Origin of the sequence: Pseudomonas sp. SORT22 (genome assembly GCF_018417635.1) — a bacterium.
Taxonomy (GTDB): Bacteria; Pseudomonadota; Gammaproteobacteria; order Pseudomonadales; family Pseudomonadaceae; genus Aquipseudomonas.
In genome coordinates this window covers 1,701,930-1,728,806 of record NZ_CP071007.1, presented here as the reverse complement: position 1 = coordinate 1,728,806, position 26,877 = coordinate 1,701,930, and the positions used below count along the sequence as shown (strand labels likewise).

Annotated in this window: 29 protein-coding genes and 2 pseudogenes; 14 read left to right on the top strand and 17 right to left on the bottom strand. The window is 62.0% G+C overall.

All coding sequences use genetic code 11. The features are described 5' to 3' along the window. Positions 1-9 precede the first annotated feature (9 nt). On the bottom strand, positions 10-201 hold the full coding sequence (locus JYG36_RS08120) for a PLDc N-terminal domain-containing protein (RefSeq protein WP_045195289.1): 192 nt from the start codon (positions 199-201) through the stop codon (positions 10-12). Between the two features lie 128 nt (positions 202-329). Between JYG36_RS08120 and JYG36_RS08115 the strand changes: the two genes are divergently transcribed. Further along, entirely contained in the window at positions 330-1,271 is a 942-nt protein-coding gene (locus JYG36_RS08115; RefSeq protein WP_045195291.1) for a ZIP family metal transporter, read from the top strand. Here JYG36_RS08115 and JYG36_RS08110 read toward each other — a convergent pair. Both JYG36_RS08110 and JYG36_RS08105 read right to left on the bottom strand, forming a co-directional pair. Next, entirely contained in the window at positions 1,268-1,798 is a 531-nt protein-coding gene (locus JYG36_RS08110; RefSeq protein ID WP_213603539.1) for a hypothetical protein, read from the bottom strand. The genes JYG36_RS08115 and JYG36_RS08110 overlap by 4 nt on opposite strands. A 60-nt stretch (positions 1,799-1,858) precedes the next feature. After that, positions 1,859-2,383, bottom strand: coding sequence for an ankyrin repeat domain-containing protein (locus JYG36_RS08105; protein WP_045195295.1), 525 nt, complete (start codon positions 2,381-2,383; stop codon positions 1,859-1,861). 274 nt (positions 2,384-2,657) lie between these two features. Between JYG36_RS08105 and JYG36_RS08100 the strand changes: the two genes are divergently transcribed. Further along, on the top strand, positions 2,658-2,930 hold the full coding sequence (locus tag JYG36_RS08100; RefSeq protein ID WP_045195296.1) for a DUF3509 domain-containing protein: 273 nt from the start codon (positions 2,658-2,660) through the stop codon (positions 2,928-2,930). A 60-nt stretch (positions 2,931-2,990) separates the two neighbouring features. Here JYG36_RS08100 and JYG36_RS08095 read toward each other — a convergent pair whose 3' ends face one another. The 3 genes from JYG36_RS08095 to aroC are packed head-to-tail and all read right to left on the bottom strand — an operon-like array spanning position 2,991 to position 5,789. Beyond that, a complete protein-coding gene (locus tag JYG36_RS08095; RefSeq protein WP_093380490.1) occupies positions 2,991-3,509 on the bottom strand; it encodes an acireductone dioxygenase in 519 nt (172 codons plus the stop codon). Next, entirely contained in the window at positions 3,496-4,659 is a 1,164-nt protein-coding gene (locus JYG36_RS08090) for an MFS transporter (RefSeq protein WP_045195299.1), read from the bottom strand. The genes JYG36_RS08095 and JYG36_RS08090 overlap by 14 nt, the downstream gene beginning before the upstream one ends. 38 nt (positions 4,660-4,697) lie before the next feature. Then, complete coding sequence (gene aroC / locus JYG36_RS08085) at positions 4,698-5,789, bottom strand: chorismate synthase (protein ID WP_213603537.1); 1,092 nt, start codon at positions 5,787-5,789, stop codon at positions 4,698-4,700. Between the two features lie 133 nt (positions 5,790-5,922). Between aroC and JYG36_RS08080 the strand changes: the two genes are divergently transcribed. Together JYG36_RS08080 and JYG36_RS08075 are read left to right on the top strand one after the other, a co-directional pair. Then, positions 5,923-6,885 carry an alpha/beta hydrolase gene (locus JYG36_RS08080; RefSeq protein ID WP_045195303.1) on the top strand — a complete coding sequence of 321 codons (963 nt, stop codon included), beginning with the start codon at positions 5,923-5,925 and terminating at the stop codon, positions 6,883-6,885. Positions 6,886-6,991: 106 nt separating this feature from the next. Then, positions 6,992-7,789 (top strand): hypothetical protein, encoded by a 798-nt coding sequence (locus JYG36_RS08075; protein WP_045195305.1) that lies wholly within the window; start codon positions 6,992-6,994, stop codon positions 7,787-7,789. Between the two features lie 45 nt (positions 7,790-7,834). Here the strand turns inward: JYG36_RS08075 and prmB are convergent, their stop codons facing one another. Next, a complete protein-coding gene (prmB, locus tag JYG36_RS08070) occupies positions 7,835-8,743 on the bottom strand; it encodes a 50S ribosomal protein L3 N(5)-glutamine methyltransferase (protein ID WP_045195306.1) in 909 nt (302 codons plus the stop codon). Between the two features lie 189 nt (positions 8,744-8,932). Here prmB and JYG36_RS08065 point away from each other — a divergent pair, with 189 nt between their 5' ends. The 5 genes from JYG36_RS08065 (at position 8,933) to JYG36_RS08045 (ending at position 11,573) form a co-directional block, all read left to right on the top strand. After that, the gene (locus JYG36_RS08065) at positions 8,933-9,523 is read left to right on the top strand and encodes a cysteine hydrolase family protein (RefSeq protein WP_093380478.1); all 591 of its coding nucleotides are present in this window, start codon (positions 8,933-8,935) and stop codon (positions 9,521-9,523) included. Positions 9,524-9,599: 76 nt separating this feature from the next. After that, positions 9,600-9,920 carry a hypothetical protein gene (locus JYG36_RS08060; protein ID WP_045195308.1) on the top strand — a complete coding sequence of 107 codons (321 nt, stop codon included), beginning with the start codon at positions 9,600-9,602 and terminating at the stop codon, positions 9,918-9,920. A gap of 52 nt (positions 9,921-9,972) precedes the next feature. Beyond that, positions 9,973-10,530, top strand: a complete 558-nt coding sequence (locus JYG36_RS08055; RefSeq protein WP_038994072.1) for a Smr/MutS family protein — start codon at positions 9,973-9,975, stop codon at positions 10,528-10,530. A 69-nt stretch (positions 10,531-10,599) separates the two neighbouring features. Continuing rightward, positions 10,600-11,145, top strand: coding sequence for a GTP cyclohydrolase I FolE (folE, locus tag JYG36_RS08050; protein ID WP_045195310.1), 546 nt, complete (start codon positions 10,600-10,602; stop codon positions 11,143-11,145). Positions 11,146-11,204: 59 nt separating this feature from the next. Beyond that, complete coding sequence (locus JYG36_RS08045) at positions 11,205-11,573, top strand: glutathione S-transferase N-terminal domain-containing protein (protein WP_045195311.1); 369 nt, start codon at positions 11,205-11,207, stop codon at positions 11,571-11,573. A gap of 4 nt (positions 11,574-11,577) precedes the next feature. Here the strand turns inward: JYG36_RS08045 and JYG36_RS08040 are convergent, their stop codons facing one another. Continuing rightward, positions 11,578-12,180 (bottom strand): glutathione S-transferase family protein, encoded by a 603-nt coding sequence (locus JYG36_RS08040; protein WP_045195312.1) that lies wholly within the window; start codon positions 12,178-12,180, stop codon positions 11,578-11,580. A 147-nt stretch (positions 12,181-12,327) separates the two neighbouring features. Here JYG36_RS08040 and JYG36_RS08035 point away from each other — a divergent pair, with 147 nt between their 5' ends. Then, positions 12,328-13,515 (top strand): benzoate/H(+) symporter BenE family transporter, encoded by a 1,188-nt coding sequence (locus tag JYG36_RS08035; RefSeq protein ID WP_045195313.1) that lies wholly within the window; start codon positions 12,328-12,330, stop codon positions 13,513-13,515. A 17-nt stretch (positions 13,516-13,532) separates the two neighbouring features. On the opposite strand, the pseudogene JYG36_RS26760 reads toward JYG36_RS08035, so the two are convergent. The 3 genes and pseudogenes from JYG36_RS26760 to JYG36_RS08025 form a co-directional block, all read right to left on the bottom strand. After that, a pseudogene (locus JYG36_RS26760) lies at positions 13,533-14,126 on the bottom strand (methyl-accepting chemotaxis protein); the annotation flags it as partial. Positions 14,127-14,393: 267 nt separating this feature from the next. Then, a pseudogene (locus tag JYG36_RS26755) lies at positions 14,394-14,618 on the bottom strand (HAMP domain-containing protein); the annotation flags it as partial. A 970-nt stretch (positions 14,619-15,588) separates the two neighbouring features. After that, a complete protein-coding gene (locus JYG36_RS08025; protein ID WP_093387389.1) occupies positions 15,589-16,986 on the bottom strand; it encodes an aminotransferase-like domain-containing protein in 1,398 nt (465 codons plus the stop codon). A gap of 113 nt (positions 16,987-17,099) precedes the next feature. On the opposite strand from JYG36_RS08025, the gene JYG36_RS08020 reads away from it, so the two are divergent. Continuing rightward, on the top strand, positions 17,100-18,269 hold the full coding sequence (locus tag JYG36_RS08020) for an MFS transporter (protein ID WP_093380470.1): 1,170 nt from the start codon (positions 17,100-17,102) through the stop codon (positions 18,267-18,269). Here JYG36_RS08020 and JYG36_RS08015 read toward each other — a convergent pair. Continuing rightward, on the bottom strand, positions 18,262-19,023 hold the full coding sequence (locus JYG36_RS08015) for an SDR family oxidoreductase (RefSeq protein WP_045195319.1): 762 nt from the start codon (positions 19,021-19,023) through the stop codon (positions 18,262-18,264). The genes JYG36_RS08020 and JYG36_RS08015 overlap by 8 nt on opposite strands. 230 nt (positions 19,024-19,253) lie before the next feature. Here JYG36_RS08015 and JYG36_RS08010 point away from each other — a divergent pair, with 230 nt between their 5' ends. Continuing rightward, positions 19,254-20,258 (top strand): NADP-dependent oxidoreductase, encoded by a 1,005-nt coding sequence (locus tag JYG36_RS08010; RefSeq protein ID WP_195884787.1) that lies wholly within the window; start codon positions 19,254-19,256, stop codon positions 20,256-20,258. Here JYG36_RS08010 and pyrF read toward each other — a convergent pair. Next, positions 20,248-20,949, bottom strand: a complete 702-nt coding sequence (gene pyrF / locus JYG36_RS08005; RefSeq protein ID WP_038994059.1) for an orotidine-5'-phosphate decarboxylase — start codon at positions 20,947-20,949, stop codon at positions 20,248-20,250. The genes JYG36_RS08010 and pyrF overlap by 11 nt on opposite strands. A gap of 179 nt (positions 20,950-21,128) precedes the next feature. On the opposite strand from pyrF, the gene JYG36_RS08000 reads away from it, so the two are divergent. Continuing rightward, on the top strand, positions 21,129-21,296 hold the full coding sequence (locus tag JYG36_RS08000; protein WP_010224101.1) for a DUF2897 family protein: 168 nt from the start codon (positions 21,129-21,131) through the stop codon (positions 21,294-21,296). Positions 21,297-21,326: 30 nt separating this feature from the next. On the opposite strand, the gene JYG36_RS07995 is transcribed toward JYG36_RS08000, so the two are convergent. Both JYG36_RS07995 and JYG36_RS07990 read right to left on the bottom strand, forming a co-directional pair. Continuing rightward, on the bottom strand, positions 21,327-22,121 hold the full coding sequence (locus tag JYG36_RS07995) for an SDR family NAD(P)-dependent oxidoreductase (RefSeq protein ID WP_213603533.1): 795 nt from the start codon (positions 22,119-22,121) through the stop codon (positions 21,327-21,329). 151 nt (positions 22,122-22,272) lie between these two features. Beyond that, positions 22,273-22,587 carry a ComEA family DNA-binding protein gene (locus JYG36_RS07990; protein WP_045195325.1) on the bottom strand — a complete coding sequence of 105 codons (315 nt, stop codon included), beginning with the start codon at positions 22,585-22,587 and terminating at the stop codon, positions 22,273-22,275. Between the two features lie 220 nt (positions 22,588-22,807). Between JYG36_RS07990 and JYG36_RS07985 the strand changes: the two genes are divergently transcribed. Further along, positions 22,808-24,109: a hypothetical protein gene (locus JYG36_RS07985; protein WP_213603531.1), complete on the top strand. Its 1,302-nt coding sequence runs from the start codon at positions 22,808-22,810 to the stop codon at positions 24,107-24,109. A gap of 82 nt (positions 24,110-24,191) precedes the next feature. On the opposite strand, the gene JYG36_RS07980 is transcribed toward JYG36_RS07985, so the two are convergent. Together JYG36_RS07980 and JYG36_RS07975 are read right to left on the bottom strand one after the other, a co-directional pair. Next, the gene (locus tag JYG36_RS07980) at positions 24,192-25,430 is read right to left on the bottom strand and encodes an O-antigen ligase family protein (protein ID WP_213603529.1); all 1,239 of its coding nucleotides are present in this window, start codon (positions 25,428-25,430) and stop codon (positions 24,192-24,194) included. Between the two features lie 26 nt (positions 25,431-25,456). After that, positions 25,457-26,830, bottom strand: a complete 1,374-nt coding sequence (locus JYG36_RS07975; RefSeq protein WP_082075420.1) for an undecaprenyl-phosphate glucose phosphotransferase — start codon at positions 26,828-26,830, stop codon at positions 25,457-25,459. Positions 26,831-26,877 lie beyond the last annotated feature (47 nt).

Below are 26,877 nucleotides of genomic sequence, written 5' to 3'. Positions count from 1 at the left end.
TATCTCGGGCTACAGCCGCACATTGCCCCGCGGCCCGGCTATCGCCCAGATAATCAGGCCCAGCACCGGCAGCAGCAGAATCAGCAGGATCCAGAGAATCTTGGCGCCCCCGCTGGCACCGCTTTTGATCACATTGATGATCGCCCAGATGTCCAGGGCGAGGATGATCAGCCCAACCAGGCTATTGAAGGTAGAACCCATGGTATTGCTCCCTTGGTCGCGTCTGCCCTCAGGATAGCTGGCTATCAGGCCCATAGAGGCGAATCGTTCGCCGCGCCCAGGCAGCGCTGGTTACACTCGAGTGATTGAATTGCGCCAGAGAGGTTCCTATGCCACCCGCCCACAGTCACAGCAGCCCCGCTCCCGTCCCCTTGTGGAACGCCTGGATGCAACAGGCACAAAGCAGCCCGTGGCTCAGCGCAGGTTTGGGCCTGAGCTTGCTGGCGGTGCTCGGCCTGCTGATCGCCAGCGCGTGGAATGCTGTGCATGGCGACCACCAGCAAAACCTGCACATGGCCATGCTCGGCGGCCTCGCCGGATTTGCCGCCACCGCCCTTGGCGCAGTCATGGCAGTGGTGCTGCGCGAGGTCAGCGCGCGCACCCAGGACGTGATGCTCGGCTTTGCCGCCGGGATGATGCTCGCCGCCAGCTCCTTCTCGCTGATTCTGCCGGGCCTCGACGCCGCGCGGGAGATCACCGGCAACGGCCCGTACGCGGCACTGACGGTGGTGGTCGGCATGGGCCTGGGGGTCTTGCTGATGCTCGGCCTTGACCGCTTCACCCCGCATGAGCACGAAAGTACCGGCCCCTGCGGCCCACAGGCGGAGCGGATCAACCGGGTGTGGCTGTTCGTCCTGGCCATCACCCTGCACAACCTGCCCGAGGGCATGGCCATCGGCGTCAGCTTTGCCAACGGTGACCTTAATGTCGGCCTGCCGCTGACCAGCGCCATCGCCATCCAGGACATTCCCGAAGGTTTGGCCGTGGCGCTGGCACTGCGCGCCACCGGTCTCTCGACCTTCAAGGCGGCGCTGGTGGCCATCGGTTCTGGTTTGATGGAGCCCATTGGCGCAGTGATCGGCCTGGGTATTTCCACCGGCTTTGCCATTGCCTACCCGGTGAGCATGGGCCTGGCAGCCGGGGCGATGATTTTCGTGGTGTCCCACGAAGTGATTCCGGAAACCCACCGCAACGGCCACCAGACCTCGGCAACCCTGGGCCTGATGGGCGGTTTTGCGGTGATGATGTTCCTCGATACCGCCCTGGGTTAAACGTGCACGGCCACCCGCAGCGCTTCCAGGGCCGGCGCTGCGGCGATGCCGACTTCGGCACACAGCTCCAGCACCCGCGGCAGGTCGTCGTTGCCGACCAGCACCATCTGCAGCTCGTCATCGAGCAACTGGCTGAAGTTCATCAGCACATAGCCGCCGGCTTCCTTGTTCATCGCCCCCATCTGCACCTGGATGCGGTTAAGCGCGGTCAGCGCCTCGACTTTGGCCAGTTGCTTGGCCTTGAGGTTGAACGGCACGCTCTTGTCGAAAGAGTCGGTGATCTGCTGGAACAGGTCCTGATAGCTATCAGCCTGGAACAACACGGTGTCGGGCAGGCTGCCGACGACAATCCACTCACCCAGCGGGATAGGGAAACTGTCGTCGTAGTTGATGTCCGGGTTGGCGGCGAGAAACGCCTGCGGGTCGGCATAGGCCTGGGCGGCTTCGTCGGCGATACGCGCGACTTCGTCCTCGCCCATGCAGCCAGCGCTGATTTTGCCGATGAGTTCGGCCAGTTGGAGTTTCATGAAGGGGCCCTGCGACGCTGAAAAAAGTCGCCAAGGATAGCCGCAAAAGGCCCCGTGGGGTTAGCCGAGCAGCTTGAGCAACTGCTCGGTGGTCTCGGGCGCGCCCATGGTTTGCGCCGCGCCCAGGGCATCGGTGCCACGGGCGTCGCGATGGCGCGGGTTGGCGCCCTGGGCCAGCAGGTAGTCGACAATCACCGTGCGGTTGAACATCGCCGCCATCATCAGCGCGGTGCGTCCATCGGCGGACGCGCCATCGACCTCGGCGCCCTTGTCCACCAGCAGCTGGACCATCTCCAGGTTACCCTTGAAGGCCGCGCCGGCAATCGGCAACTGGCCCTTGTCATTGGCGATCTGCGGGTCGGCGCCGTGCTCGAGCAGTACCGCCACGGCATCCAGGTGCCCGTGGTAGCTGGCAAGCATCAGCAAGGTGTCGCCATTGCCATTGCGCAGGTTCACTGGCAAGCCGTTTTCCAGCAAGCGCCCGAGTATCACCGCGTCGCCCTTGCGCGCCCGGTCGAAGACCTCTTCGGCAAACGCTGCCGCCTCGTCGTCGTTCATCGGCGTTGGCCTGCGTTGGTCAGACATGGGGAACCTCCTGGCTATCGGAAAGGCCCAAGTCTTGAGCAGGGAGCGCGGCGGGTCAACGGTGGATAAGTCATGGCCATGACAGAAGAAATCTATTGGCCAAGGCGATACTGCAAAATGCACTGTGCAAAATGCACGACCATGCAGAATGCACGGCACACCTTTCCCAACCAAATCCTAAGCCATTGATTTATAAAGTTTTTCTAAAATCAAAAAGCTGGCACAGTCGCTGCACCTGTCACTCCATGTCTGCCACTAACAGTCAGGAGCTGATATGGACCTCATCCAGGAAAAATTCGCCTCGGTATTCTCCGCCTACGATGTCACCACCCAGGCGCGCCCCGATGGCGGAATTCTGCTGACCCTGCGGGCAGCCGACGGTACCCAGACCAAGCGCTCGATTTCTTATGCCCAGCTGCATAGCGCCGAACAACTGTCGTGGGCGATCAGTGCGATTCGCCGCGACCTGGCTGAACAGGCCAGTGAGCTGCCGGTGATTTCGATGCTGCAAAGCCAGCAGCGGTTTGCCTTGCCGACTTATCGGTAACTTCGCGGGGGCAAGCCCGCTCCTACCTGTAGGAGCGGGCTTGCCCCGTGATGGCGTTTATCAGTCGTCAAGCCGCGGGAACATCTTGGCAATCGAATCGCCAGTAAACCGTACAAGCCCACCTTCCGGCCGGTTGAACACCCGGATCGCCACGAACCGCGGCTCCTCGCCCATGTCGAACCAGTGCCGAACCCCTGCCGGCACGCCGATCAAATCGCCCTTCTCGCACAACACCGCATAGATGTAGTCCTCGATCCGCAGGCTGACCAGCCCGCGCCCGGCGGCAAAAAAGTGCAGTCGCTCTTCGCCACAGGTGTGCTCATCGCGCAGGCTGGTATCCGCTTCGCGGCTTACCTCGACACGGGCGTAACCGGTCTCGGCTTTTAGCGCATCGATACTGGCTTGATAAGCGCCAATCAGTTGCTGGTCGCTGGCGCCCGCCTGAATCGGCGCGCCAGCCTGCCAACGGGCAAAACGCACGCCCTGCTCTTGCAGGGTCGCGCCGATGTCCTCCAGGTGAGTCAGTACCTTGTTTGGGGTGTCCGGGGTGGACTGGTGATACACGCTAAGGCTGCTCATCGGGGCAACTATCCTCTTTCATTCGAAGCGCAATGATAACGGCTGCAGCCAGGGCTGCGATGCTGGCAATACTAAAGGTGGTAGCCGGCCCCAGCAGGTTCCAGCTGTAACCCGAATACAGGGCGCCCAAGGCGCCGCCAGTGCCGGCCAGTGCGGCATATAACGCCTGCCCCTGACCTTGCTGGCGGGCCGCGAAGCTGCGTTGCACGAAGGCGATGGCGGCCGCGTGAAAACTGCCAAAGGTGGCCGCATGCAAGAGCTGGGCGAGCAACAGTACGCCCAAATGTTCGGCAAAATTGCCGAGCAACGCCCAACGCACTGCCGCCAGGGCAAAGCTGGCCAGCAGCACCCGGCGCAGCGATACCCGCGCCAGAATCCAGCTCATGGCCAGGAACATCAGCACCTCGGCCACCACCCCCAGCGCCCAGAGCATGCCGATGGTGCCGCGGCTGTAGCCCAGGTGCTCAAGGTGCAGAGTCAGAAAGGTGTAGTACGGGCCGTGGCTCAGTTGCATCAGCGCCACGCACAGGTAAAACGCGGCAACCCCGGGGCTGGACAGTTGCTTGAGAAAGCCGCCGCCGCTGGCCCGCTCATTCTGCCCCGGCGGCTGGGCATTGGGCACCCAGAGGCTGGCCAGGACGATACCGGCCATGATAATCACCAGCGCCAGCGGGTAGATGTCCAGGCTCAGCCAGTCGAACAAGCGGCCCAGGCCGACTACGGTGAGGATGAAGCCGATCGACCCCCACAGGCGGATCTGGCTGTAACGCGCGGTCTGCCCCTGCAGATGGGCCAGGGTGATGACTTCAAACTGCGGCAATACCGCATGCCAGAAGAACGCATGCAGGGCCATTACCAGCGCCAGCCAGGCGTAGCTCTTGGCGAAGAAGATCAGCGAAAAGGTCGCCAGGGTCGACAACGCCCCCAGGCGCACGATCAGCAGGCGCTGGCCACTGCGGTCACCCAGCCAGCCCCACAGGTTGGGGGCCACGCAACGCATCAGCATGGGAATGGCGACCAGCTCGCCGATGCGCGCGCTGGAAAAACCCAGATGATCGAAATACAACGCCAGAAACGGCGCGGTCGAACCAAGCAAGGCGAAGTAGAACAGGTAGAAGCTGGACAGCCGCCAGTAGGGAATCGCCGCCACGGCTCAGCGAGCCGCAGCGCGATTGGCCGAGGCCGGCATTACAGCTGGCCCAGTACCGGGGTGTTCACGCGTACCTCGGCATTCTGCCCGCGATGGCGCAGCAGGTGGTCCATCAGCACGATGGCCATCATCGCTTCGGCGATCGGCGTGGCGCGGATACCCACGCACGGGTCGTGACGGCCCTTGGTGATGACCTCGACCGAGTTGCCATCGACGTCGATGGAGCGGCCCGGGGTGGTGATGCTCGACGTCGGCTTGAGGGCCAGGTGGGCAACGATCGGCTGGCCGGAGGAAATACCGCCAAGAATGCCGCCGGCGTTGTTGCTGAGAAAACCCTCTGGGGTCAGCTCGTCACGGTGTTCGGTGCCGCGCTGGGCGACGCTGGCAAAACCTGCGCCGATCTCCACGCCCTTGACTGCGTTGATGCTCATCAGCGCATGGGCAAGCTCGGCGTCCAGGCGATCGAAGATCGGCTCGCCCAGGCCCGGCATGACACCTTCGGCGACCACGGTGATCTTTGCCCCGACCGAATCCTGGTCACGGCGCAGCTGGTCCATGTAGGCCTCAAGCTCCGGGACTTTGTCCGGGTCGGGGCTGAAGAAGGCGTTCTGCTCCACCGAATCCCAGGTCTTGAAAGGGATTTCGATCGGACCGAGCTGGCTCATGTAGCCGCGAATGCGAATACCCTGGCTGGCCAGGTACTTCTTGGCGATGGCGCCGGCGGCCACGCGCATGGCGGTCTCGCGCGCCGAGCTGCGGCCACCGCCGCGGTAGTCGCGCTCACCGTACTTGTGGTGGTAGGTGTAGTCGGCGTGGGCCGGGCGGAACAGGTCCTTGATCGCCGAGTAGTCCTTGGACTTCTGGTCGGTGTTGCGAATCAGCAAGCCGATCGAGCAACCGGTGGTGCGGCCTTCGAACACACCCGAGAGGATTTCGACTTCGTCGGCTTCCTGGCGCTGGGTGGTGTGGCGGCTGGTGCCGGGCTTGCGCCGATCGAGGTCGTGCTGCAGGTCGGCCAGGGAAATTTCCAGGCCCGGCGGGCAGCCATCGACAATGGCGACCAACGCCGGACCATGGCTTTCGCCAGCGGTGGTGACAGTGAACAGCTTGCCGTAGGTATTGCCGGACATGCAGGACGCTCCGCGAATCAGCCAGATTTGAACAAGGCCGCCAGTATACGCAGGCTAACCATTCAGTTCATCCCTGACGGCGAACCTTCTGCGCTGGCCCCGGTCCAAACCGCACTCTCTCGATAGTGGCCTGATGATGTTGCGTATTGTTGCAGTAATCGCCCTGCTGTTCAGTGGTCTGGTCCAGGCTGCTGCCCCCGTCGTGTTCCAGCGCCCGCTCAGCCTCGATACCGGCAGCGGCGTGCTGCACGGCAGCCTGCTGTTGCCGCGCACCGAGCAGCCGCCACCGGTGGTGCTGATCATTGCTGGCTCCGGGCCGACCGATCGCGACGGCAACAACCCCTACGGCGGCAATACCGACAACCTCAAGCAACTGGCCCTGACCCTGGCGAAAAACAATATCGCCAGCGTGCGCTACGACAAGCGAGGCGTCGCCGCCAGCCTGGCTGCTACGCCGGATGAGCGTGACCTGACGGTGGAACGCTATGTTGCCGACGCGGTGGCCTGGAGCCAGAAAATCAAGGCCGACCCACGCTTCGGCCGCCTGGTCCTGCTCGGCCACAGCGAAGGTGCGCTGATCGCCAGCCTTGCCGCCGAGCACAGCGGCGCCAGCGCGGTGATCAGCATTGCCGGCAGCGGCTGGCCGATCGACAAGGCGCTGCGCGCGCAGATGTTTGACCGCATCCCCGGGCGCTACATGGCCAGTGCCCATGACATCCTTGACCGCTTGAAAAACGGCAAGACTTCTTCCCGCGTGCCGCTGCCACTGCAGGACGTCCTGCGCCCGAGCGTGCAGCCCTACCTGATTTCGCTGTTCCGCCAGGACCCGGCCGAGGCCTTCGCCAAGGTCAAGGTACCGGCATTGATCATCCAGGGCACCCATGACTTCCAGGTCGGTGTCGATAACGCCGAGATCCTCAAGGCGGCCAAGCCGGATGCCGAACTGGCGTTGATCAAGGGTATGAACCACATGCTGCGCATCGCCCCCGAAGAAATGAGCCAGCAACGCGACAGCTACCTTGACCCGCAACTGCCGCAAGCAGCCGAACTTGGCCAGCGCGTTGTCGACTTCATTCAGCGGTTGCCCGCCAGCTGAGGCCAATTCGCAGAAATTACGCCTCCAGTCCAGGCCAATCCTGCCGATAAAGCGGTGCTGGCATCGTCAATGCGACCAGCCCGCTGCGCACATGAGGATTGCCGTGATGACCGAAGCCGCCCCCCAGGACACCGCCGAGACGACTGCCGAGCAGGCAGCAGCGGAAGTTGCCCCCCTGCCCTGGGCCGATGTTACCCCCGAACATTTCCAGATGCTGCGCCTGGCGCCGTTGCCGACCGACCGCAACAGCGGTGCGCGGCCGCTGCGCTTTGTCCAGTACGGTTATGCCGAACGCCACAGCAAGCAGACCAGCCTGCTGCGCATGGCCATCCAGCTGCCGGCGCAAAAAGTGCGCAAGGAACAGAACCACCTCGATGTGTGGGTCGACCATGAAGAAAAGCATGTGACCTTCACGCCCGACACCGGCTTGCAGATCGAGCCGCTGAACCGCGGCCTGGGGCGCTTTCTGCTCAACCAGGCGGTGCAGTGGGCGCAGCGCAAGTGGCCGCACTACCGGGTCGAAGGTGCGGCCCTGCCAAGCAAGGATGCGCTCAACGAAGACACTCGCCTGCGCCGCGACCATGTGCTGCGCAGCCATGGCCTGGAGGTCGAGTACGCCGATGCCCAGCACCTGAAGGGGCGCTTCGTCGATGTCCAGGTTGGCGAGCTAAAAGGCGGCTGGAACACTGACAAGGTGCAGCGGGTCGAGATCCTCGATGCCGCGCAGATGCTGCAACAGGCCGAGCAGACCTTGCAGGAAAAAGAGGCGCAACTGCGCGAGCGTGACGAGCGGGTCAGCAAGTACCGCCGCGAAGACAGCGGGCTGCGCTTTACCATCACTTGCCTGGTGGCCTTTGCGGTGTTTCAGGCGGGGCTGTTGATCTGGATCGCGACTCACCGCTGAATCTATCGCGGGGCAAGCCCGCTCCTACAGGAGCGGGCTTGGTGCTTACACCTTCGAGGCAAACAGCCCCTGGTGCTGGCGGCACTGCTCAGCCGTGAGCATGAACACCCCGTGGCCGCCGCGCTCGAACTCCAGCCAGGCGAAATCTACCTCCGGATACAACGCCTCGACATGCACCTGGCTGTTGCCCACCTCGACAATCAGCAACCCTTTGTCGGTCAGGTGATCGGCCGCTTCAGCCAGCATCCGTCGCACCAGGTCCAGGCCGTCGTTACCGCAGGCCAGGCCCAGCTCCGGCTCGTGGTGATATTCCTCGGGCATGTCGGCAAAGTCTTCGGCATCGACGTACGGCGGGTTGGACAGGATCAGGTCGAAACGCTGACCCGGCAGGCCGGCAAAACCGTCGCCCTGCACGGTATACACACGCTCTTCCAGGCCATGGCGCTCGATGTTCTGGTTGGCGACTTCCAGTGCCTCGAACGACAGGTCGGCCAGCACCACTTCAGCCTCGGGGAACACTTCGGCGCTGACGATGCCGATGCAGCCGGAGCCGGTGCACAGGTCGAGGATGCGCGCAGGTTCGCTGGCCAGCCACGGTTCGAAGCGTTTTTCGATCAGTTCGCCGATCGGTGAGCGCGGAATCAGCACGCGCTCGTCGACGATGAACGACAAGCCGCAGAACCACGCCTCGCCCAGCAGGTAGGCGGTCGGCACGCGGTCTTCGATGCGGCGCTTGAGCATACGCTGCAGGTTGACCAGCTCGTCGTCTTCCAGCTGGCAGTCCAGGTAGGCATCGGCGACTTCCCAGGGCAGGTGCACCGAGCCCAGCACCAGCAGCCGCGCTTCATCCCAGGCGTTGTCGGCGCCATGACCGAAAAACAGGCCATGCTCGTGGAAACGGCTGACGGCCCAACGGATATGATCGCGCAGGGTGCGCAAGCGAGAAGTGATCACAACAGACTCCTTGAAAGACGACCTGCGATTCTAACAGCCCGGCAAAAGAAATGATCGGCAAAAACACCCTGTAAGGATATCGCCAGGGTGGCTGCAGGCCACTAACGACGCTGCTTGTACGCGAAGCGATTCACATAACTGCTCAGGCAGGGGACAATAGGGTAAAAGCCCTATCCAAAGGAGCCCTTGATGTCTGTTCCAACGACGATGTTCCACCTCAGCGGCCGCGGCTATCCGCCGGCCAAGCTGAACAACGCCAGCCTGGTGATTATCGATGCGCAAAAGGAGTACCTCAGCGGTCCCCTGGCGCTCTCGGGCATGGACGCGGCCGTGGCCAACATCGCTAAAATGCTCGAGGCGGCCCGCAAGGCCGGGCGCCCGATCATCCACGTGCGTCACCTGGGTACCGTCGGCGGCATGTTCGACCCGCAGGGCCCACGCGGCGAATTCATCCCGGGCCTGGAGCCTGTGGGCGATGAAGTGATCATCGAAAAGCGCATGCCCAATGCCTTCAAGAACACCACCCTGCACGAGACCCTGCAAAAGTACGGGCACCTGGACCTGATCGTCTGCGGCTTCATGAGCCACTCCAGCGTCAGTACCACCGTGCGCCGGGCCAAAGACTACGGCTACCGCTGCACCCTGATCGAGGATGCCTGCGCCACCCGCGACCTGCCGTTCAAGGACGGCGTGATTCCGGCGGCGCAGATCCAGCAGAGCGAGATGGCGATCATGGCCGACAACTTTGCCTGCGTGGCGCCAACCACCAGCCTGATCTGAGCGACCGCCCGGCAGCCGGGCGGAACCACCTCAAGGCTTTTCGGTCCAACGCCGGATATCCATAGAGGAAATCGGAATGAAAATATCCGATGGTTTTGATGCCAAACGCTTGCGCCCACGCACGCCCCGTAACTGGGGCATGCGCCTGGCGGCGGCGTTTTCGGCGTTGCTGGCAACCGCCGGCGTGCTGCTGGCCATGGCCGGCGCCGCCAGCCTGCTGGGCCACCCCGCTGCTCTGGGCGAGCTCAACGCCAACCCGGCCGGCGCCAGCGTCCTGCTGGGCCTTGGCCTGTTGCTGCTGTACCTGGGTGTGTGGTTCTGGCGCCGCAGCCGCTTGCGCCTGCGCCGCAGCCGCGAGCTCAACCTGTCACCGCACCTGATGAAAAAACACGATTGACTGCACGCTTTGGGGGAGTCGCGTAAACTACGCCGCCCTGGCGGAGGCTTACATGCAAGACGACGATTTTTCCCTGTTCAAAAGCGAGATGCGCGGCGTCAAGCCGATCACCCATGATCGCGCCGAAGTCGGCAAACCCAAGGCCGACCGCAAGAAACTGGCAAGCCTGCGCCAGGCCGCGACGGTCCGTAGCGACCAGACCGTGGTCGATGGCCTGTCGGACCAGTTTGTGATTGATGTCGGCCCCGAAGACGATCTGCACTGGAGCCGTGACGGCGTCCAGGAAAGCCAGATGCGCAAGCTCAAGCTCGGCCAGATCGGCTTCGAAGGCAGCCTCGACCTGCACGGCATGACCGTCGAAAAGGCCCGGGAAACCCTGTGGGCCTTCCTTGCCGAAGCCACCCGCTTCGAAGTGCGCTGCGTGCGCGTCACCCACGGCAAGGCAGTGCGCCTGGATGGCAAGCGACCGATGATCAAGAGCCACGTCAACACCTGGCTGCGCCAGCACCCTCAAGTGCTCGGTTTTACCTCATGTCAGGCCCGCCATGGCGGTACTGGCGCGGTGTATGTCATGCTCAAGCGAACCATGCTCGAAGGCCGTGACGAGTAACGCCGTACTTGCAGCGCCGCCGTCGCCGCCGTACCCTTCGCGTTTGCGATAAATCCCACAGGTAGATCCATGTCCCTGGAACAGAACTACACCGCGATCCTTGGCCAGCTTGGCGAGGATGTCTCCCGCGAGGGCCTGCTCGACACGCCCAAGCGGGCTGCGAAGGCCATGCAGTACCTTTGCCGCGGTTATGAGCAAACCCTGGAAGAAGTGACTAACGGCGCCCTGTTCAGCTCCGATAACAGCGAAATGGTCCTGGTCAAGGACATCGAGCTGTACTCGCTGTGCGAACACCACATGCTGCCGTTCATCGGCAAGGCCCACGTGGCCTACATCCCTGACGGCAAGGTCCTGGGCCTGTCGAAGGTGGCGCGGATCGTCGACATGTACGCACGCCGCCTGCAGATTCAGGAAAACCTCAGCCGCCAGGTCGCCGAAGCGATCCAGCAGGTCACCGGCGCCCTGGGCGTTGCCGTGGTCATCGAGGCCAAACACATGTGCATGATGATGCGCGGTGTGGAAAAACAGAACTCGACCATGATCACTTCGGTGATGCTCGGCGAATTCCGCGAAAACGCCGCGACCCGCAGCGAGTTTCTCAGCCTGATCAAGTAATCGGGCCAGACTGCAAGCCGACCTTTCGTGGTCGGCTTTTTTTATCCTTTGGAGTTGCCATGATCGTCAAAGCACTGCGTGTGGGCCTCGGCCAGTTGATTGTGTTCGGTGACTGGATCAGCCGCCCGGCCAAGCTCAAGCGCGACCCGGCCGCCCAGGCCCTGGTCGAGCAACAGGCCAAGGGCCTGAGCCTGTACCAGTTTCATGCCTGCCCGTTCTGCGTGAAAACCCGCCGCACCCTGCACCGCCTGAACGTGCCGGTGGCACTGCGCGATGCCAAGAACAACCAACAGGATCGCCAGGCCCTGCTTGCCGAAGGCGGCAAGATCAAGGTGCCGTGCCTGCGTATCGAGGAAGACGGCAAGACCACCTGGATGTATGAATCCAAGGTGATCATCGACTACCTCAACAAGCGTTTTGCCGCCTGATCGCTCAACCGAGCATGGTCACATGACGGGGATGGCTGGCCACACGCTCCAGCCATGCCTGGATGCCAGGGTAGCCGTCGAGGTCAAAGCCGCCCTGGTGGGCGACATGGGTGTAGGCGTACAGCGCGACGTCGGCGATCGAATAGCGATCACCCACCAGGTAAGGCGTTAGCTGCAGTTGCTTCTCCATCACCCGCAGGGCCTTGTAGCCGCCCTTGTGCAGGGTCTTGTACTCCTCCAGCCGCTCTTGCGGCAACCCCAGGTAAAACTGGATGAAGCGTGCCACGGCGATGTACGGCTCATGGCTGTACTGCTCGAAGAACTGCCATTGCAGCACCTGGGTGCGCAAGCGCGGTTCGGTGGGCAGGAACTCGCTACCATCGGCGAGGAAGTTGAGAATCGCGTTGGACTCCCACAGGTAGGTGCCATCCTCGAGTTCCAGCACCGGCACCTTGCCATTGGGGTTCATGGTCAGGAACTCAGGGGTTTCCGTCTCGCCCTTGAGGATATCCACCGAATGCCATTCATAAGGCAGGTCGAGCAGGTGCAACATGAGCTTGATCTTGTAGCAGTTGCCCGACTGGTAGTCGCCGTAAACCTTGTACATCGCTCCCCCTCTTCGTAATGCTGAATCGAACCCGCGCCCATAGTTGGCGACTGTACGGCTAATTGCAATGCCTGCTGTATGGCAAAGATCAACAGTACGCACGGTAGTCTGAAAAAACTGCTTACATCCAGAACAAGGAATGCCCCCATGCCCGACGCCACGTCCGCGCAATTGCGCCCTTTGGCCGACTCCTCGCCGTCTGCGGTGGTGGCTGGCTTCATCGCCATGCTCACCGGTTATACCAGCTCCCTGGTGCTGATGTTCCAGGCCGGCCAGGCTGCCGGCTTGACCACGGGGCAGATCTCGTCGTGGATCTGGGCGCTGTCGATCGGCATGGCGGTGTGCAGTATCGGCCTGTCGCTGCGCTATCGCACCCCGATCACTGTCGCCTGGTCGACCCCCGGCGCGGCACTGCTGATCACCAGCCTGGGCGGGGTCAGCTACGGCGAAGCGATCGGTGCCTATGTCACCTGCGCGGTGCTGGTGGTGATCTGCGGCATGACCGGCAGTTTCGAGCGCCTGGTCAAACGCATTCCGGCCTCGCTGGCCTCGGCATTGCTGGCCGGGATCCTGTTCAAGATCGGCAGCGAGATTTTCATTGCCGCCCAGCATCGGACCGCGCTGGTGCTGGGCATGTTCTTCAGCTACCTGTTGATCAAGCGCGTTTCGCCGCGCTACTCGGTATTGGCAGCGTTGGTGGTCGGCACGGTGCTGTCCGGGGCCATGGGCCTGCTGGATTTCAGCGGTTTCAGCCTGGAAGTGGCCACCCCGGTGTGGACCACGCCGAGTTTCTCTCTGGCGGCGACCATCAGCATCGGCATTCCGCTGTTCGTGGTGGCCATGACCTCGCAGAACATGCCCGGTGTCGCCGTGCTACGCGCCGATGGCTACCAGGTGCCGGCCTCGCCGTTGATCACGGTGACCGGCCTGGCTTCATTGCTGCTGGCACCGTTCGGCTCCCACGGCGTCAACCTGGCCGCCATCAGTGCAGCGATCTGCACCGGCCCGCATGCCCATGAAGACCCCAGCAAACGCTACACCGCGGCCGTCTGGTGCGGGATTTTCTACGGCATCGCCGGGGTCTTCGGCGCCACCCTGGCGGCGCTGTTCGCCGCCCTGCCCAAGGAGCTGGTGCTGTCGATTGCCGCCCTGGCATTGTTCGGCTCGATCATGAATGGCCTGACCGTGGCGATGAACGAGGCCAGGGAGCGCGAGGCGGCGCTGATCACCTTCATGGTCACCGCCTCTGGCTTTACCCTGTTCTCGATCGGTTCGGCATTCTGGGGGATCGTCGCCGGGGTGCTGACCTTGATGATTCTCAACTGGCGTAAATAGTCGTAGGGACGCCGCTGCTACAGACGAAAATGCCCGACCATCCCCTTCAAGTCATTGCCCAACTGCGCCAGCTCGATACTTGAGCTGGCGTTGCCCTGCATGGCCAGCGCCGACTGATCGGCGCTGCTGCGGATCTGGGTGACGCTGCGGTTGATCTCCTCGGCTACCGAGCTCTGCTGCTGCGCCGCTGCGGCAATCTGCTGGTTCATCTGCTGGATCAACGACACCGCCGCAGCGATGCTGCCCAGGGCGCTTTCGGTGTGCAGGGCATCGCTGACGGCCAGCTTGACCAGCTCGGCACTGCCCTGGATCTGCGCCACCGAGGCCTGGGCACCGCTGCGCAAGCTGCTGACCAGGCGCTCGATCTCCTCGGTCGATTGCTGGGTACGCCGGGCCAGTGCCCGCACCTCGTCGGCGACCACGGCAAAACCGCGGCCCTGCTCGCCGGCCCGCGCGGCCTCGATGGCGGCGTTGAGCGCCAGCAGGTTGGTCTGCTCGGCGACGCTCTTGATCACTTCCAGCACCTGGCCGATGTTCTGCACTTCGCTGCTGAGGTTGTCGATGCTCTGGCTGGCTGATTCAGCAGAGCTCGCCAGTTGCTCGATGCGCTGCATGCTCTGGCGCACCACCTGCTGACCGCTCTCGACCTTGTCGTCCGCCGTTTGCGCCGCCAGGGCAGCCTCTTCGGCGTTGCGCGCAACATCATGCACGGTAGCGGTCATCTGCTGCATGGCGGTAGCCACCTGCTCGGTCTCATCCTTTTGGCTGTTGACCTCGCGATTGGTTTGCTCGGTAACCGCCGACAGCGACTGAGCATTGCTCGCCAATTGCTCGATACCGTTTTGCAGGCCACTGACGATGGCGCTCAAGCCCGAGCCCATCTGCTGCATGGCCAGCATCAGCTGACCGACCTCATCACGCCGATCGATACTGATTTCACCACGCAGGTCACCGGCGGCTATCTGCTGGGCGCGGCCCATCACCTGGCGCAACGGCCCGACCACCGCACGGGTGATCAGCCAGGCCGCCAGCACCCCGACCAACAGCGCCAACAGCGCAGCGCCAAGGATCAGCACGGCATTGCGCTGCAGCTCGCCTTGCATGGCCTGGTCTTCAGCGAGCCGGGCCTGGTCGACCTGGCGGGTGACCTGTTCGGCACGCGCTTGCAATTGCTCCTTGAGCTGCTGCTCACGGCCAAGCAGGTCGGTGTATTCAGCAAGTTTTTCAGTGAAACTGGCGATGTGCGTGCTGACCTCGCCGAGCACGGTCTGATAGCCAGCGTCGGTCACCGCGGTTTTCAATTGCTCGACCAGTGCTGCTGCCTGCTCGGTCTGTTCGATGCGGCCCTGGCGGGCATCGTCGGCGCCCTTGCGATTCTGCTCAAGACGCACGCGCGCTTCGTCCATGGCCTGCAGCATCAGCCGTGCGACTTGTGCCACCTGCCCGGCTTGCTCGACGAACTCGGCGCCCTGCTGGCCCTGGGTGTCCTTCAGGGTATAGGTGCCGTCATCGGCGAGCCCGGACTGCAGCACATCCAGGTTGTTGGCCACGCTTGAGACCGACCAGCTGGCCATGTCCAGCGCCAGCTCCTTGGCCTGGGTCAGTTCGACGAACTGGTCAAAGGCCTGGCGGTAGTCGTTCAGCGCCTGTTCGACGCCGCTCAGTTGCACCAGCGTCCGGGCTTGCTCTTGCAGGGCCTCGAGGCGCTGGTGCACCGCGTCTACCGACTTGGGATCGGAGCGCAGGGCGAATGCCTGTTCCTGCAAGCGGGTATCGAGCAGCGCGGTATTGAGCGCCGCCATCTGCTTCAAGCCATCGAAGCGCTGCCCGACGCCGTGCAGGGCGGCAACCCCCGCTGCCGCCACCACCGCCGTCAGCAGTAGCACCAGGGCAAAGCCCAGCCCGAGTTTGCGGGCCATGCCCAGGTTGGCGAAAAAACCACGCTTGGCCGAACTCATCGCACTACCCCCTGCTGCCCGCAAATGCATCAAGCCTCAAGAGTGGCAATGGCACGGCCAGCGGCACAAGATCCCGGCGTCGGAATAATGGCAAAAAGCTACAGTTGCGTCGTTTTCAGGACTGCCGAGGTCGTCCGGCGCGCTGAAAGAACGCCTGCGCGCGCTGGTCCTGGGCATAGGCGACATTAATCCGCAGCCAGTCACAGGCAGCGCCCTGGGGATCAAAGGCACTGCCCGGCGCCAACAGCACCGAACAGGCCTGGGCCTCGCGGCTGAGCTCGGCAAAACTGCGTCCCGGGCAGCGCGCCCAGACAAACATGCCGCCATAGGGCTCGGTAAACACCTCCCAGCCATAGGCCTCCAGTTGGCCCAGCGCCTTGGCCATGTGCTGGGCCAGGCGCAGGCGCAGACGCGCCGTGCTTTTGCGGTAGCTGCCGTTGCCGAGCATTTGCGCCACCACCTGCTCGGTAAACCGCGAAGTCCCCAGGCCACTGACCATTTTCAATTCCGCCAGGCGCGCAACCAGTTCCGCCCTGGCCACCAGGTAGCCAACCCGCAGCGAACTGCTCAGGGTCTTGGAAAAGCTCGCCAGGTAAATCACCCGCTGTTCAGCGTCCAGGGTTGCCAGACGCGTCACCGCACCGTCCTGAAAGTCCGCGTAGATGTCGTCCTCGATGATCAGCAGGTCATGTTCGCGTGCCAGCTCCAGCAAGCGATAGGCGACCTTGGGCGACAGGCTGCTGCCGGTGGGGTTCTGGTACAGGCTGTTGATGTACAGGCAACGTGGCCGGTGCTGCTTGAGCAGCGCCTCCAGCACCTGCAGATCAGGCCCCTGCGGGGTACGCGGCACTTCGAGCATGTCGACGTGATGCTGGCGCAACAGGCTGTAGAGGTTGTAGTAGCCCGGGCTTTCCACCAGCACCTTGTCGCCGGGCTTGAGCAACGTGCGCACCAGCAAATCGAGGGCATGGCTGGCGCCCTGGGTGGTGAGGATCTGCTCGGGCGCGGCGTCGATGCCGATCTGCCCCAGGCCCTTGTGCAGCTGGGTACGCAGGCTGGCCAAGCCCAGCGGCGGGCAATAGTCGATCAAGTCCTCGACCGCGCCGCGGCTGACCTGGCGCAGCGCCTGGGCAATGGCTTCGGTAGCGCGCCAGCTGGAAGGTACCCAGCCACAGCAGAGCTTGAGCAACTCGCCGGGGTCATCGGTGAACTGCTGCCAGCGGCTGTCGAAGGCCTCGTCATGGATCGGCTGATCAACCAGCGACGCCTGCAGGCGCTGTTCGGCGACGAAGAATCCGGCGCCATGGCGCGCCTGCAGCCAGCCCGCCGCCACCAACCGGTCGTAGGCTTCGATCACGCAGGACTGGCTGACACCCTGCTCGCGGGCCAGTTGGCGAATCGACGGCAAGCGGCTACCCGGGCGCAGGCGCTGGTGTTCGATCCAGGCCTGCAATTGCTCACTCAGTTGCTGCACGAGCGGGCGGGAGGAGTGGCGATCGAGGCTCAGGTGCATGGCAAAGTGTTCGCTGATTTTATCCGAACAGTTAACCACAAAACCCTCGCCAGTGTGCCTTGTGACGCCCAGGCGATCACCGGATAGTCGGCCCATCGACAAGGAGCCGAACCATGCCCACCCCGCGCCACCCAGCCCTCCTGGCCTTCGCCCTGTGCCTGATCACCTTTGCGGTCAACCTGCAGGCACCGCTGTACACCGCTTACGCCGAGCTTTCCGGTGAGGGCGCCGGGGCCACGGCCATGGCCTTCTGCGGGTATGTGCTGGGGGTAATCCCGGTACTGCTGTTGCTCGGTGGCTTGGCCGACCGGGTCGGGCGGCGGCCGCTGATCCTCATCGCCCTGGCCCTGTCGATGCTTGCCACCTTGCTCATGCTCTTGGCGCCGGGGCTAAAGACCCTGGGCCTGGCGCGCCTGCTGCTGGGCATCGGCACTGCGCTGGCGTCGGCCACCGGCACTGCCTACATGGGCGAACTGATGCACGGCGGCGACAACCGCCATGCCGCCACCTGGGTCACCGCCAGCACTTCGCTGGGCTTTGGCCTCGGCGCGGCGCTGACCAGCCTGTTCCTGCTCAGTGGCCCAAGCCTGACCCCGGGCAGCTTCCACCTGCACCTGGCGCTGGCCTGCCTGGCGATGCTGGCGGTATGGCAATTGCCCGACCGGCGCCTGGCCCCACCTGCCGCGCTGTTGCGCCTGCCCTGCTACCCGGCCGGCAGCCTGCCCTACGGTTTGGCAATTCTGCTGGCCTGGGCCTGTGTCGGCCTGGTGATTGCCTTGCTGCCGTCGATCCTCAAACAGCATGGCCTGGCCAACTGGTCGGGGTTCTCGACCTTTTGCGTGATCAGTTGCGGGTTGTTGTTCCAGCCCCTGGCCAAGCGCCTGGCGCCGGTGCGGGCCACGGCCATTGGCCTGGTGATCTTGCCCTGCAGCTACGCGCTGCTGGCCTGGGGCGCCGACAGCGGCGCGCTGGCGGCAGTGCTGCTGGGCACCATCGCCGCCAGCAGTGCCTGTTATGGCTTTATTTACCTGGGCGGGCTGTCAGCGGTGAACACCCTGGCGGGCGAGGAAAAAACCCGCGCCAGCGCAGGCTTCTTCCTGTTGGCCTACATGGGCTTCAGCCTGCCAGTCATCCTTACCGGGCTGCTGGTCGATCGCCTCGGCCCGGGTAATGCCCTGCTGGTGTTCGGCCTGGTGTTAGTGGTTGGCTGCCTGCTGGTGGGCCTGGCCCTGGCACGCAGCCACAAGGCGCTCGCTCTGCCTGCGCTGGCAGGCGTCAAATAGCCGTGGCGCCGCCATCGACTGCCAGGGCCTGGCCCGTTGTAAACGCCGCACCATCGCTGCACAGGTAAAGCACCGCACTGGCGATCTCCTCGACCTTGCCGATGCGCCCGACCGGGTGCATGGCGGCGGCGAACTCGGCCTTGCGCGGGTCGGCCTCATAGGCGCGGCGGAACATGTCGGTATCGATCACCGCCGGGCACACGGCGTTGACGCGAATCTTCTTCTTGGCGTACTCGATGGCCGCCGATTTGCTCAGGCCGATCACCGCATGCTTGGAAGCGCTGTAGATGCTCATCTTCGGCGCGGCGCCAAGGCCGGCCACCGATGCCGTATTGACGATGGCGCCGCCGCCCTGGGCGAGCATCAACGGCAACTGGTACTTCATGCACAACCACACACCCTTGACGTTGACGCCCATGATCGCGTCGAACTCGGCCTCGCTGCCTTCGGCCAGGCGGCCCTGCTCGATCTCGATGCCGGCGTTGTTAAAGGCGTAGTCCAGGCGCCCGTAAGCCTCGACCGTGCGCCCCATCAACTGCCGCACATCGGCCTCGCGGGTGACGTTGCAACTGACGAACAGCGCCTCGCCGCCGCTGTTGCGGATCAGCTCTACCGTGCCTTCGCCACCTACGGCATCAAGGTCGGCCACCACCACTTTCAACCCCTCGGCGGCAAACGCCAGCGCCGTCGCCCGGCCAATCCCCGCAGCACCACCGGTGACCAGGGCAACCTGGCCAGAAAAACGCATGCTCATCGCTAGCTCCTGCAACAAAGTGAGGTCAGTGATCAGGAGTCTAGGCAGCGATCAGCGCCATTGGGCAGCATCATCAGGGCGCCGGTTGGCGCACTATCGGCCTGGGTGATTGTCTTCCCCAGTATCAATCAGCGCAGTGGATTACCGTGCATTCGCCAGGCGGGTAAACCTTGCCGCCTGGCCAAACAAGGTCTATCAACAAGCATTGCCCTTCAATCGAGAGCCTTGCCATGACTGCCCAGACCAACCGCCGCTTCCTGCTCGCCAAACGCCCGACCGGCGCCGTGACCCGCGACGACTTCAGCTACGAACAGGTGCCGGTGGCCGAACCTGGCGAAGGCCAGATCCTGGTAAAAAACCTGTATCTATCCCTGGACCCGGCCATGCGCGGCTGGATGAACGAAGGCAAGTCGTATATCCCGCCAGTGGCCCTGGGTCAGGTGATGCGCGCCCTGGGCGTCGGCGAGGTGATTGCCTCGAAACACCCGGGCTACGCCGTCGGCGATCACGTCAACGGCGCACTGGGTATCCAGGACTATTTTGTCGGCGAGCCCCAGGGCTTCTACAAGATCGATCCGAAACTGGCGCCGCTGCCGCGCTACCTGTCCGCGCTGGGCATGACCGGCATGACCGCCTACTTCGCCCTGCTCGACGTCGGCACCCCGAAAGAAGGCGATACCGTGGTGATTTCCGGTGCTGCGGGCGCGGTCGGCAGCATTGCCGGGCAGATCGCCAGGCTCAAGGGCTGTCGTGTAGTGGGTATCGCCGGCGGCAGCGAAAAGTGCCAGTACCTTAAAGATGAACTGGGCTTTGACGGGGTCATCGACTACAAGGCAGAGGACGTTCTGGAAGGCCTCAAGCGCGAATGCCCGAAAGGCGTCGATGTGTTTTTCGACAACGTCGGCGGCGAGATTCTCGATGCCGTGCTCAGCCGTCTGAACTTCAAGGCGCGAGTGATCATCTGTGGCGCCATCAGCCAGTACAACAACAAGCAGGCGGTCAAGGGCCCGGCCAACTACCTGTCACTGTTGGTCAACCGTGCACGCATGGAAGGCTTCGTGGTCATGGACCATGCCGCCAACTACGGTAAGGCGGCACAGGAGATCGCCGGCTGGCTGGCAACCGGCAAGGTGAAGAGCAAGGAGGATGTGGTCGAAGGCCTGGAAACCTTCCCCGAGACACTGTTGAAGCTGTTCAGCGGGGAAAATTTCGGCAAGCTGGTGCTTAAGCCCTGATCTCGGCGACCACTGCTGCCAGCGCCTGGGCAGGGTCGGCGGCCTGGCTGATCGGGCGACCGATCACCAGGTAGTCGGAGCCGGCATCCAGGGCCTGGCGCGGGGTCAGGATGCGGCGCTGGTCGTCCTGGGCGCTGCCGGCCGGGCGAATGCCCGGGGTCACCAGTTGCAGTGACGGGTGCGCAGCCTTCAGTGCCGGCGCTTCCAGCGCAGAGCACACCAGGCCGTCCATGCCGGCCTTCTCGGCCAGGGCCGCCAGGCGTAGCACCTGCTCCTGCGGCTCGATGTCCAGGCCAATACCGGCCAGGTCTTCGCGCTCCATGCTGGTCAGCACCGTCACGCCGATCAGCAGCGGCTGCGGGCCGCTGCGCTGGGCCAGCACCTCACGGCAGGCCGACATCATGCGCAGACCACCGGAGCAGTGCACGTTGACCATCCACACGCCCATCTCCGCGGCGGCCTTGACGGCCATGGCGGTGGTGTTGGGAATGTCGTGGAACTTCAGGTCGAGGAACACTTCGAAGCCCTTCTCGACCAGGGTTTCGACAATGCCCGATGCGCTGCTGGTGAACAGCTCCTTGCCGACCTTGACCCGGCACAGGGCAGGATCGAGCTGATCGGCCAGCTTCAGGGCGGCGTCACGGGTAGGGAAATCCAGGGCGACGATGATGGGCGTCTGGCAGGCGGACATGGGCGGGTCTCTTGGCAAGTCTTGAACGGCGCGCATTGTAAACGAAGCGGCGGCCCGTGGGGGGCCGATGATCGCGAAATGGCCGCGGCCCACCCCTGCCCCTATAATTGAACCAATGAATGATGCTTTGGCTCCAATTTAGTGAAGCAGTGTGATTTGCTGTTTAAAAGGAGAATTACATGCCCTGGTATGCCTGGTTGATTCTGGTGCTCGCAATCGGCTCCATCGTCGGTGGCCTGATGTTGCTGCGCGATACCGCAAAAAAGCTGCCCTTGACCGAGGAGCAGCTCAAACGTGTGCATGAGCGCAATGCCGAGATGGATGCCAAGGATGCGCAGGATCGCTGAGCCTTCTGCACGGCCCGGCAACGCACGGCGTTACTTGTAGCGCGCCGCCGCCGAACTGCGCGAAAGATTCGGCCCCAGCGCATCCCGCGCCTTGATGTACGCCTGCCAATCCGCCGCTTTCGGCAATGAAGGAATGGTTACCAGCTCGTTCTGGTCCAGCCCGCTCAGTGCCGCGTCAACCATCTCCCCTACTTCCATCACCATCTGCGGGTCGATCTGGTTCACGTCAAGGCCTGAACGCTCGAAGATTTCCGTACGGGTCACCCCGGGCAGTACAGCCTGAACCTGTATCCCCTTGTCTTTCAACTCACCGCTCAGCGTCTGGGTCAGGCTCAGGACATAGGCCTTGCTCGCGCTATAGACGGCGTTGAACATTTCCGGCGCCAGGGCCACGACTGAAGCGATGTTGATGAGGGTCCCCCGGCCGGCGTTGGCGAACTGTGTCGCAGCAGCAGAAGCCAGGCGGGTGACAGCGACGATGTTGAGTGCGACCACTGCATCGATCTGTTGCGCGGTAACCTCCGCCAGGGTGCCATGCAGGGCGATGCCAGCATTGTTGACCACTACCGCAATGCGGTGGTCGTCACGCAGACGCTTCTCGACCCGGGCAAGGTCGGCGGCTTCGACAAGGTCCGCAGTCAGCACTTCGACACTTACGCCATGACGAGCCTGCAACTCATTCGCCAGCGCCTGCAGGCGTTGGCCGTCCCGTGCGACCAGAAGCAGGTCGTGCCCGCGTGCAGCCAGGCGCTCGGCGTAGACAGCACCGATTCCTGACGATGCACCGGTGACCAGTGCCGTAGTGGTTAATGAAGAATTCGACATGACAGTGATCTCCAAAGGCTCGACGAAAGAGAGGAACAAGTGCGCCAGATAAAAATATTATGATCATAATATTTTATCAACCCGAGCCGACCAAAGGCATCGCACAGCCAAGAAAAAGCCGGTCAATGACCGGCTCCTTCCCTGTGGGTGATCAATTGACCGTGAGCTTGTCCCGATTGCGATCCAGCAGTGCCTTGCCAATACCCTTGATTTCGAGCAGTTCATCCACCGAGGTGAAGGCGCCGTGCTCATCACGGTAGGCGACGATGGCTTCGGCTTTGGTTTTGCCAATGCCGGTCAGGGTGGTTTGCAGGGTTGTGGCATCGGCCTGGTTCAAATCGAGCTTGGCAACCGGCAAAGTGACCATGGCGGCCGTCGGCTCGACTTGTGGTTGCGCCGCCATTGCCGAAAGCGAGACGGCAGTAAACAGTGGCAGAAAGAGGTACGACAGGACGGTGTTGCGCATGGGGAAACTCCTTGGCTATGAATTTGCAGAGCAGCATTTCCTTGGCTGCTACCGAAACCTAGACCGGCAAGAGAGTCGGCGCAAATGTGTCCACAGCGGATTGTTTTACCAAACAAGTCTCAACAGTATTCGAGCGTAGCTGTAGCACAAACGCTTGTGCAAACGCGCCCCGCTACAACAGATGTAGTAAACTCCCGCGCACTTTGTGAGGGGGAGTCAAATGCGTAGAAGGGAATTTATTGTTGGCCTGGGCGTGGTTGCCCTGGCAGGGATCGCCACGAAAGTTATTGTTTCGGGTTCGTCGAATGCACTTAAAACACCAACCGGCATGGACTGGCTGCCGTTTGACTTGCTGGCCCTGAATGCCGATGGAACCGTTACAGTAAGTAAAGACGCGGCCAAGATCATGGACAAGATTTCCATGCTGCCGTCGGCCGATGCCGAGTCGCTGGCAGCCGGCGCGCATGATCCTTTCCAGATCCGCATCGACAACGGCTCGGGTGCCAGTGCTCGCAGTTTCATTGGCGCCAGCAATCCAAACCAAGGCCCGTTTGACCTGAGCAAGCTGACCGTCATCCGCGCGCCGGGGCCTGAGCCCAAAGCGCTGGACTGGGCCCAGGGCGGCAAGTTTTACCGCGCGTTGATTCCGGCCGGCTCCGATCCACGGGCCGTTACTGTATCGAATGTGCTGGACGAATACTCCCGGCCAAAGCCGCTGCGCGAGTTCGCCGACCTGGAACAGGCTGGCGAGGAAGGCTGGTTCTTTGATCAGAAAGAACGCACGCTCTATGTCAGCAAAAAACTTGCAACTAATGTCAACGCACTGAAAGATATCCTCGGCATTGTGTATCGCCAGCCCGGCACTACTACAATGCGCGTACAAGGCGGTGAAGCCTATTTCGAAAACATATTGTTCCTCGGTGTCCTGCCGTGGGTACTGAATGCCTCTGGCCTGGTGTCCAAGGCGGTCTTCAAGAACTGCGCGTTCTGGTATTCCCCGGGTTCAGGTATCGCCAACGAAGGCGGCTATGTTGTTCTCGACAACTGTGAAATCTATCGCAGTCGGGATCATGGCATCAGTTCCCGCAAGAAAGATGACGCGCAACCTAAACATATCGCCATCAACACTAAAGTACGTTATGCCGGGGATATCGACACCCATGGCAATCAGCGCAGTGGCAAAAATGGCATGTCGATGAGCGACGGCGGCCTGGCGGCAGTTCTTGGCTGCGACATTCGACAATCGCTTGGCACGAACATCGCCGACGGCGGCAGTATCGCTAGCCAGGGGATCTCCTGGTGGTATGGCGTGCATTGCGAAGACAGCCTGAGTGAACACTCGATCAACTTTAGTGTTCAGGGCTCACGTACCGTCTGGATGGAACACTGCAGCGAAGACAATACCCGTGGCATTTCAGTACGGGTTACCGGTGAAGGCTCGGTACTTCGTCACGCCAACAATAGTGTTGGCAAGTACCTGACCGACAATGGCGGTCAAGCTTTACCCTTCAGTGACGCCTGAATACTGACGCCTTGAGACCTTGAAAAAAGTCGCCCATGGGCGACTTTTTTCATGTAGTGAAGGCATCAGCAACGAGGGCCGATCACTCTTTGCCTGTGCAACTTCCGCGGTTTTTGCCCTGATCAGTAACGGCAAGCAGCACTGCCAATGGCAACCAGACTATGGTCCAGTAATCGCCCGGCCGGGTGAAGATCCTCTCGACATCCGTCAGCATGACGATCAGTGCATAACACAGCGCGGGCAATGTAAGGCAGATCAACGGATCACGGCGCATGCTCCAGGCTTTCTTAAATACACAGGCCAACCCCGCCAATAGCAGTCCCAGCGCGATCAGGCCGCTGTCATACACTTGCTGCAAATACAGACTGTGTGCATGAGGTGACACCGTCTTGCCATCTGGCCAATGATAGGCGAAGGGAGTACCAAGCCCGTGCCCGACTAACCAGGAGCCGGACATACTGGAGAAAAAATACTCCCAGATGGGACTACGCCCGGAGAGACGACGCGTCAACAATTCGTTGAGTACATGATCTTTCCAGATCACCGCGACGCCCAGGGACACTAGCAGACCAGCACCAAGAATCCACCACCCAAGTTTTGAACGCTGGAGCAAAATGGCCACCAGACAACTCGCCGCTAAACCGATCCACGCGCCACGCGCGTAGGTCAACAGCACATAAGCTGCAAGCACCAGAAACACCGCCATCCAGGCAACAGCCTTGCGCAACGAAGTTGTTCTATCGACTGCAAGCGCAAACGCCCAGCTGGCTATAGCGCCATGAAACATGCCGGCAGCGACCGGATAGCGATAGTTGGCAAAGTCGCCGATGCCCAGGCGATCCAGGCGAAAGGCTCGGTAGTGCAAGGGGCGGTCCAGCCAATAGAACTGAAAGAACAACGTAGCCAATGCCCCCAGGGCAACGACGATGACCGCAGCGTAGAGCGCCTTGCGAAAGACCTGGGGCGACCCATTGACGAGGATGTGAACCGCAGCCATGAACAAGGCTATGAACACACCGCGCTTGGCCAGCGCCAGAACATCACGCTCACTACCGGTTGCCCACAAACCGGATAAGGCGACCCACACCAGGTAGCTCGACCAGATCCAATAGCACAAACCAGGCATGCGCACTTTTCTGCTTGCGATGGCGGCTATTGCATACACCAGGGCCGGCAACAGCAAGAGGAAATACACCTGACTGTTACGCGCGCTCCCTGAGGTCAACCATACCTTGCCACTGATCAGCACAAACAAGCCCAGTGCCAACACCCAGCCTGTCAGGTACCGCCAACGATTGTCATCATTCCAGTAGCTACCCATGGTCAGCACTCACATCAAACCGCCTTCTAGAACGCATTTTTGTTGATGAACCCCTTGAACACGGTGCTGGCAATGATCTTCAGGTCCAGCCACAGCGACCAGTTATCGATGTACCAGAGATCATGCTCCACCCGCTTCTGCATCTTCTCGAGGGTGTCGGTTTCACCACGAAAACCGCTGACCTGAGCCCAACCGGTGATACCCGGCTTGACTTTGTGCCGCTGCATATAAGACTCGACCAGGTCCTTGTAATACTCGTTATGTACCAGTGCATGAGGACGTGGCCCGACCAGAGACATGCGCCCCTGAAGGACATTGAAGAACTGTGGCAGTTCGTCAAGGCTGGTGCGCCGCAAGAACGCGCCCACTTTGGTCACACGCATATCGTTGCGCGTCGCCTGGGTTACATCCTTGTCATCGTGGACGACCATCGAACGGAACTTGTACACCTTGAAGCGCACCCCATTGATCCCGGTGCGGTACTGCTTGAACAACATCGGGCCAGGCGAGCTGAGCTTGACCACAATGCCGATGACGGCACATACCGGCAGGATCATCAGACTGATCAGGCCGCCGACCACCAGATCTTCCAGGCGCTTGACGATCTGCGCCGGCCCGTCGATCGGACTGCAGCTCAAGTCCAGCGAATACAGCCCGGCAATGTAGCTGACACGATGATTGAGCAAGCGGATATCGCCCCACTCCGGAATGAAGCGTACTGCCACCGTGTGATGCCTCAAGGCGTACATTACCGCCTGAATACCGCCGCCCTCGCTAAGCGGCAAGCACAGCCAGACTTCATGAGCCCCATGCCTTTCAACTTGTTCGACCAGCTCGGCCAACCAGCTTTCGTCTGCCCGATAGTTGAAGGACGTCGCCACCTTGAAGCCAAACTCGTTCAACTTGCGTGTACGGTTCAGGCGCCGTGCCGTTTCACCACCGGTGTCTACCAGCAAAACAGACTTCAGGTTCATCCCCGAAGATCGCAGCTGGCGCAGGACCAGATAAACGATCACGCGAAACGACAGGCTGAATACTGCGCCCAGAATCAAGGTCGAAGAAAACCATATCCGCGAGTAATTACCCGACACTTTCAAGAAGAATGACAGCGACAACAAGATTCCCGCAGCAAGACACCAGCACGCCAGAAGAATGCCCAGTTGCCGCCAGATGGATACGCCACGTTGCGATCCATAGCCGCCGCCAAAGGTGATACACAGGACAACAACCGCCGCGATCAGCAGTGTCGTGGTGTTGTAGCGGCCTGCCATGTCAAACGTTGCAAATCGATAATCGTGGGCAAGCAAGGAGGCCACAATAACAATCAACATATCCAGCAACGCTACAACGAACGGTACCGGATAGCGCTCTGAAAACGTGGGCTGATAACGATTGATCAGTTCCATACCCTACACATCCTCCCCCATTCCGGAGCCTGACGGCCTCT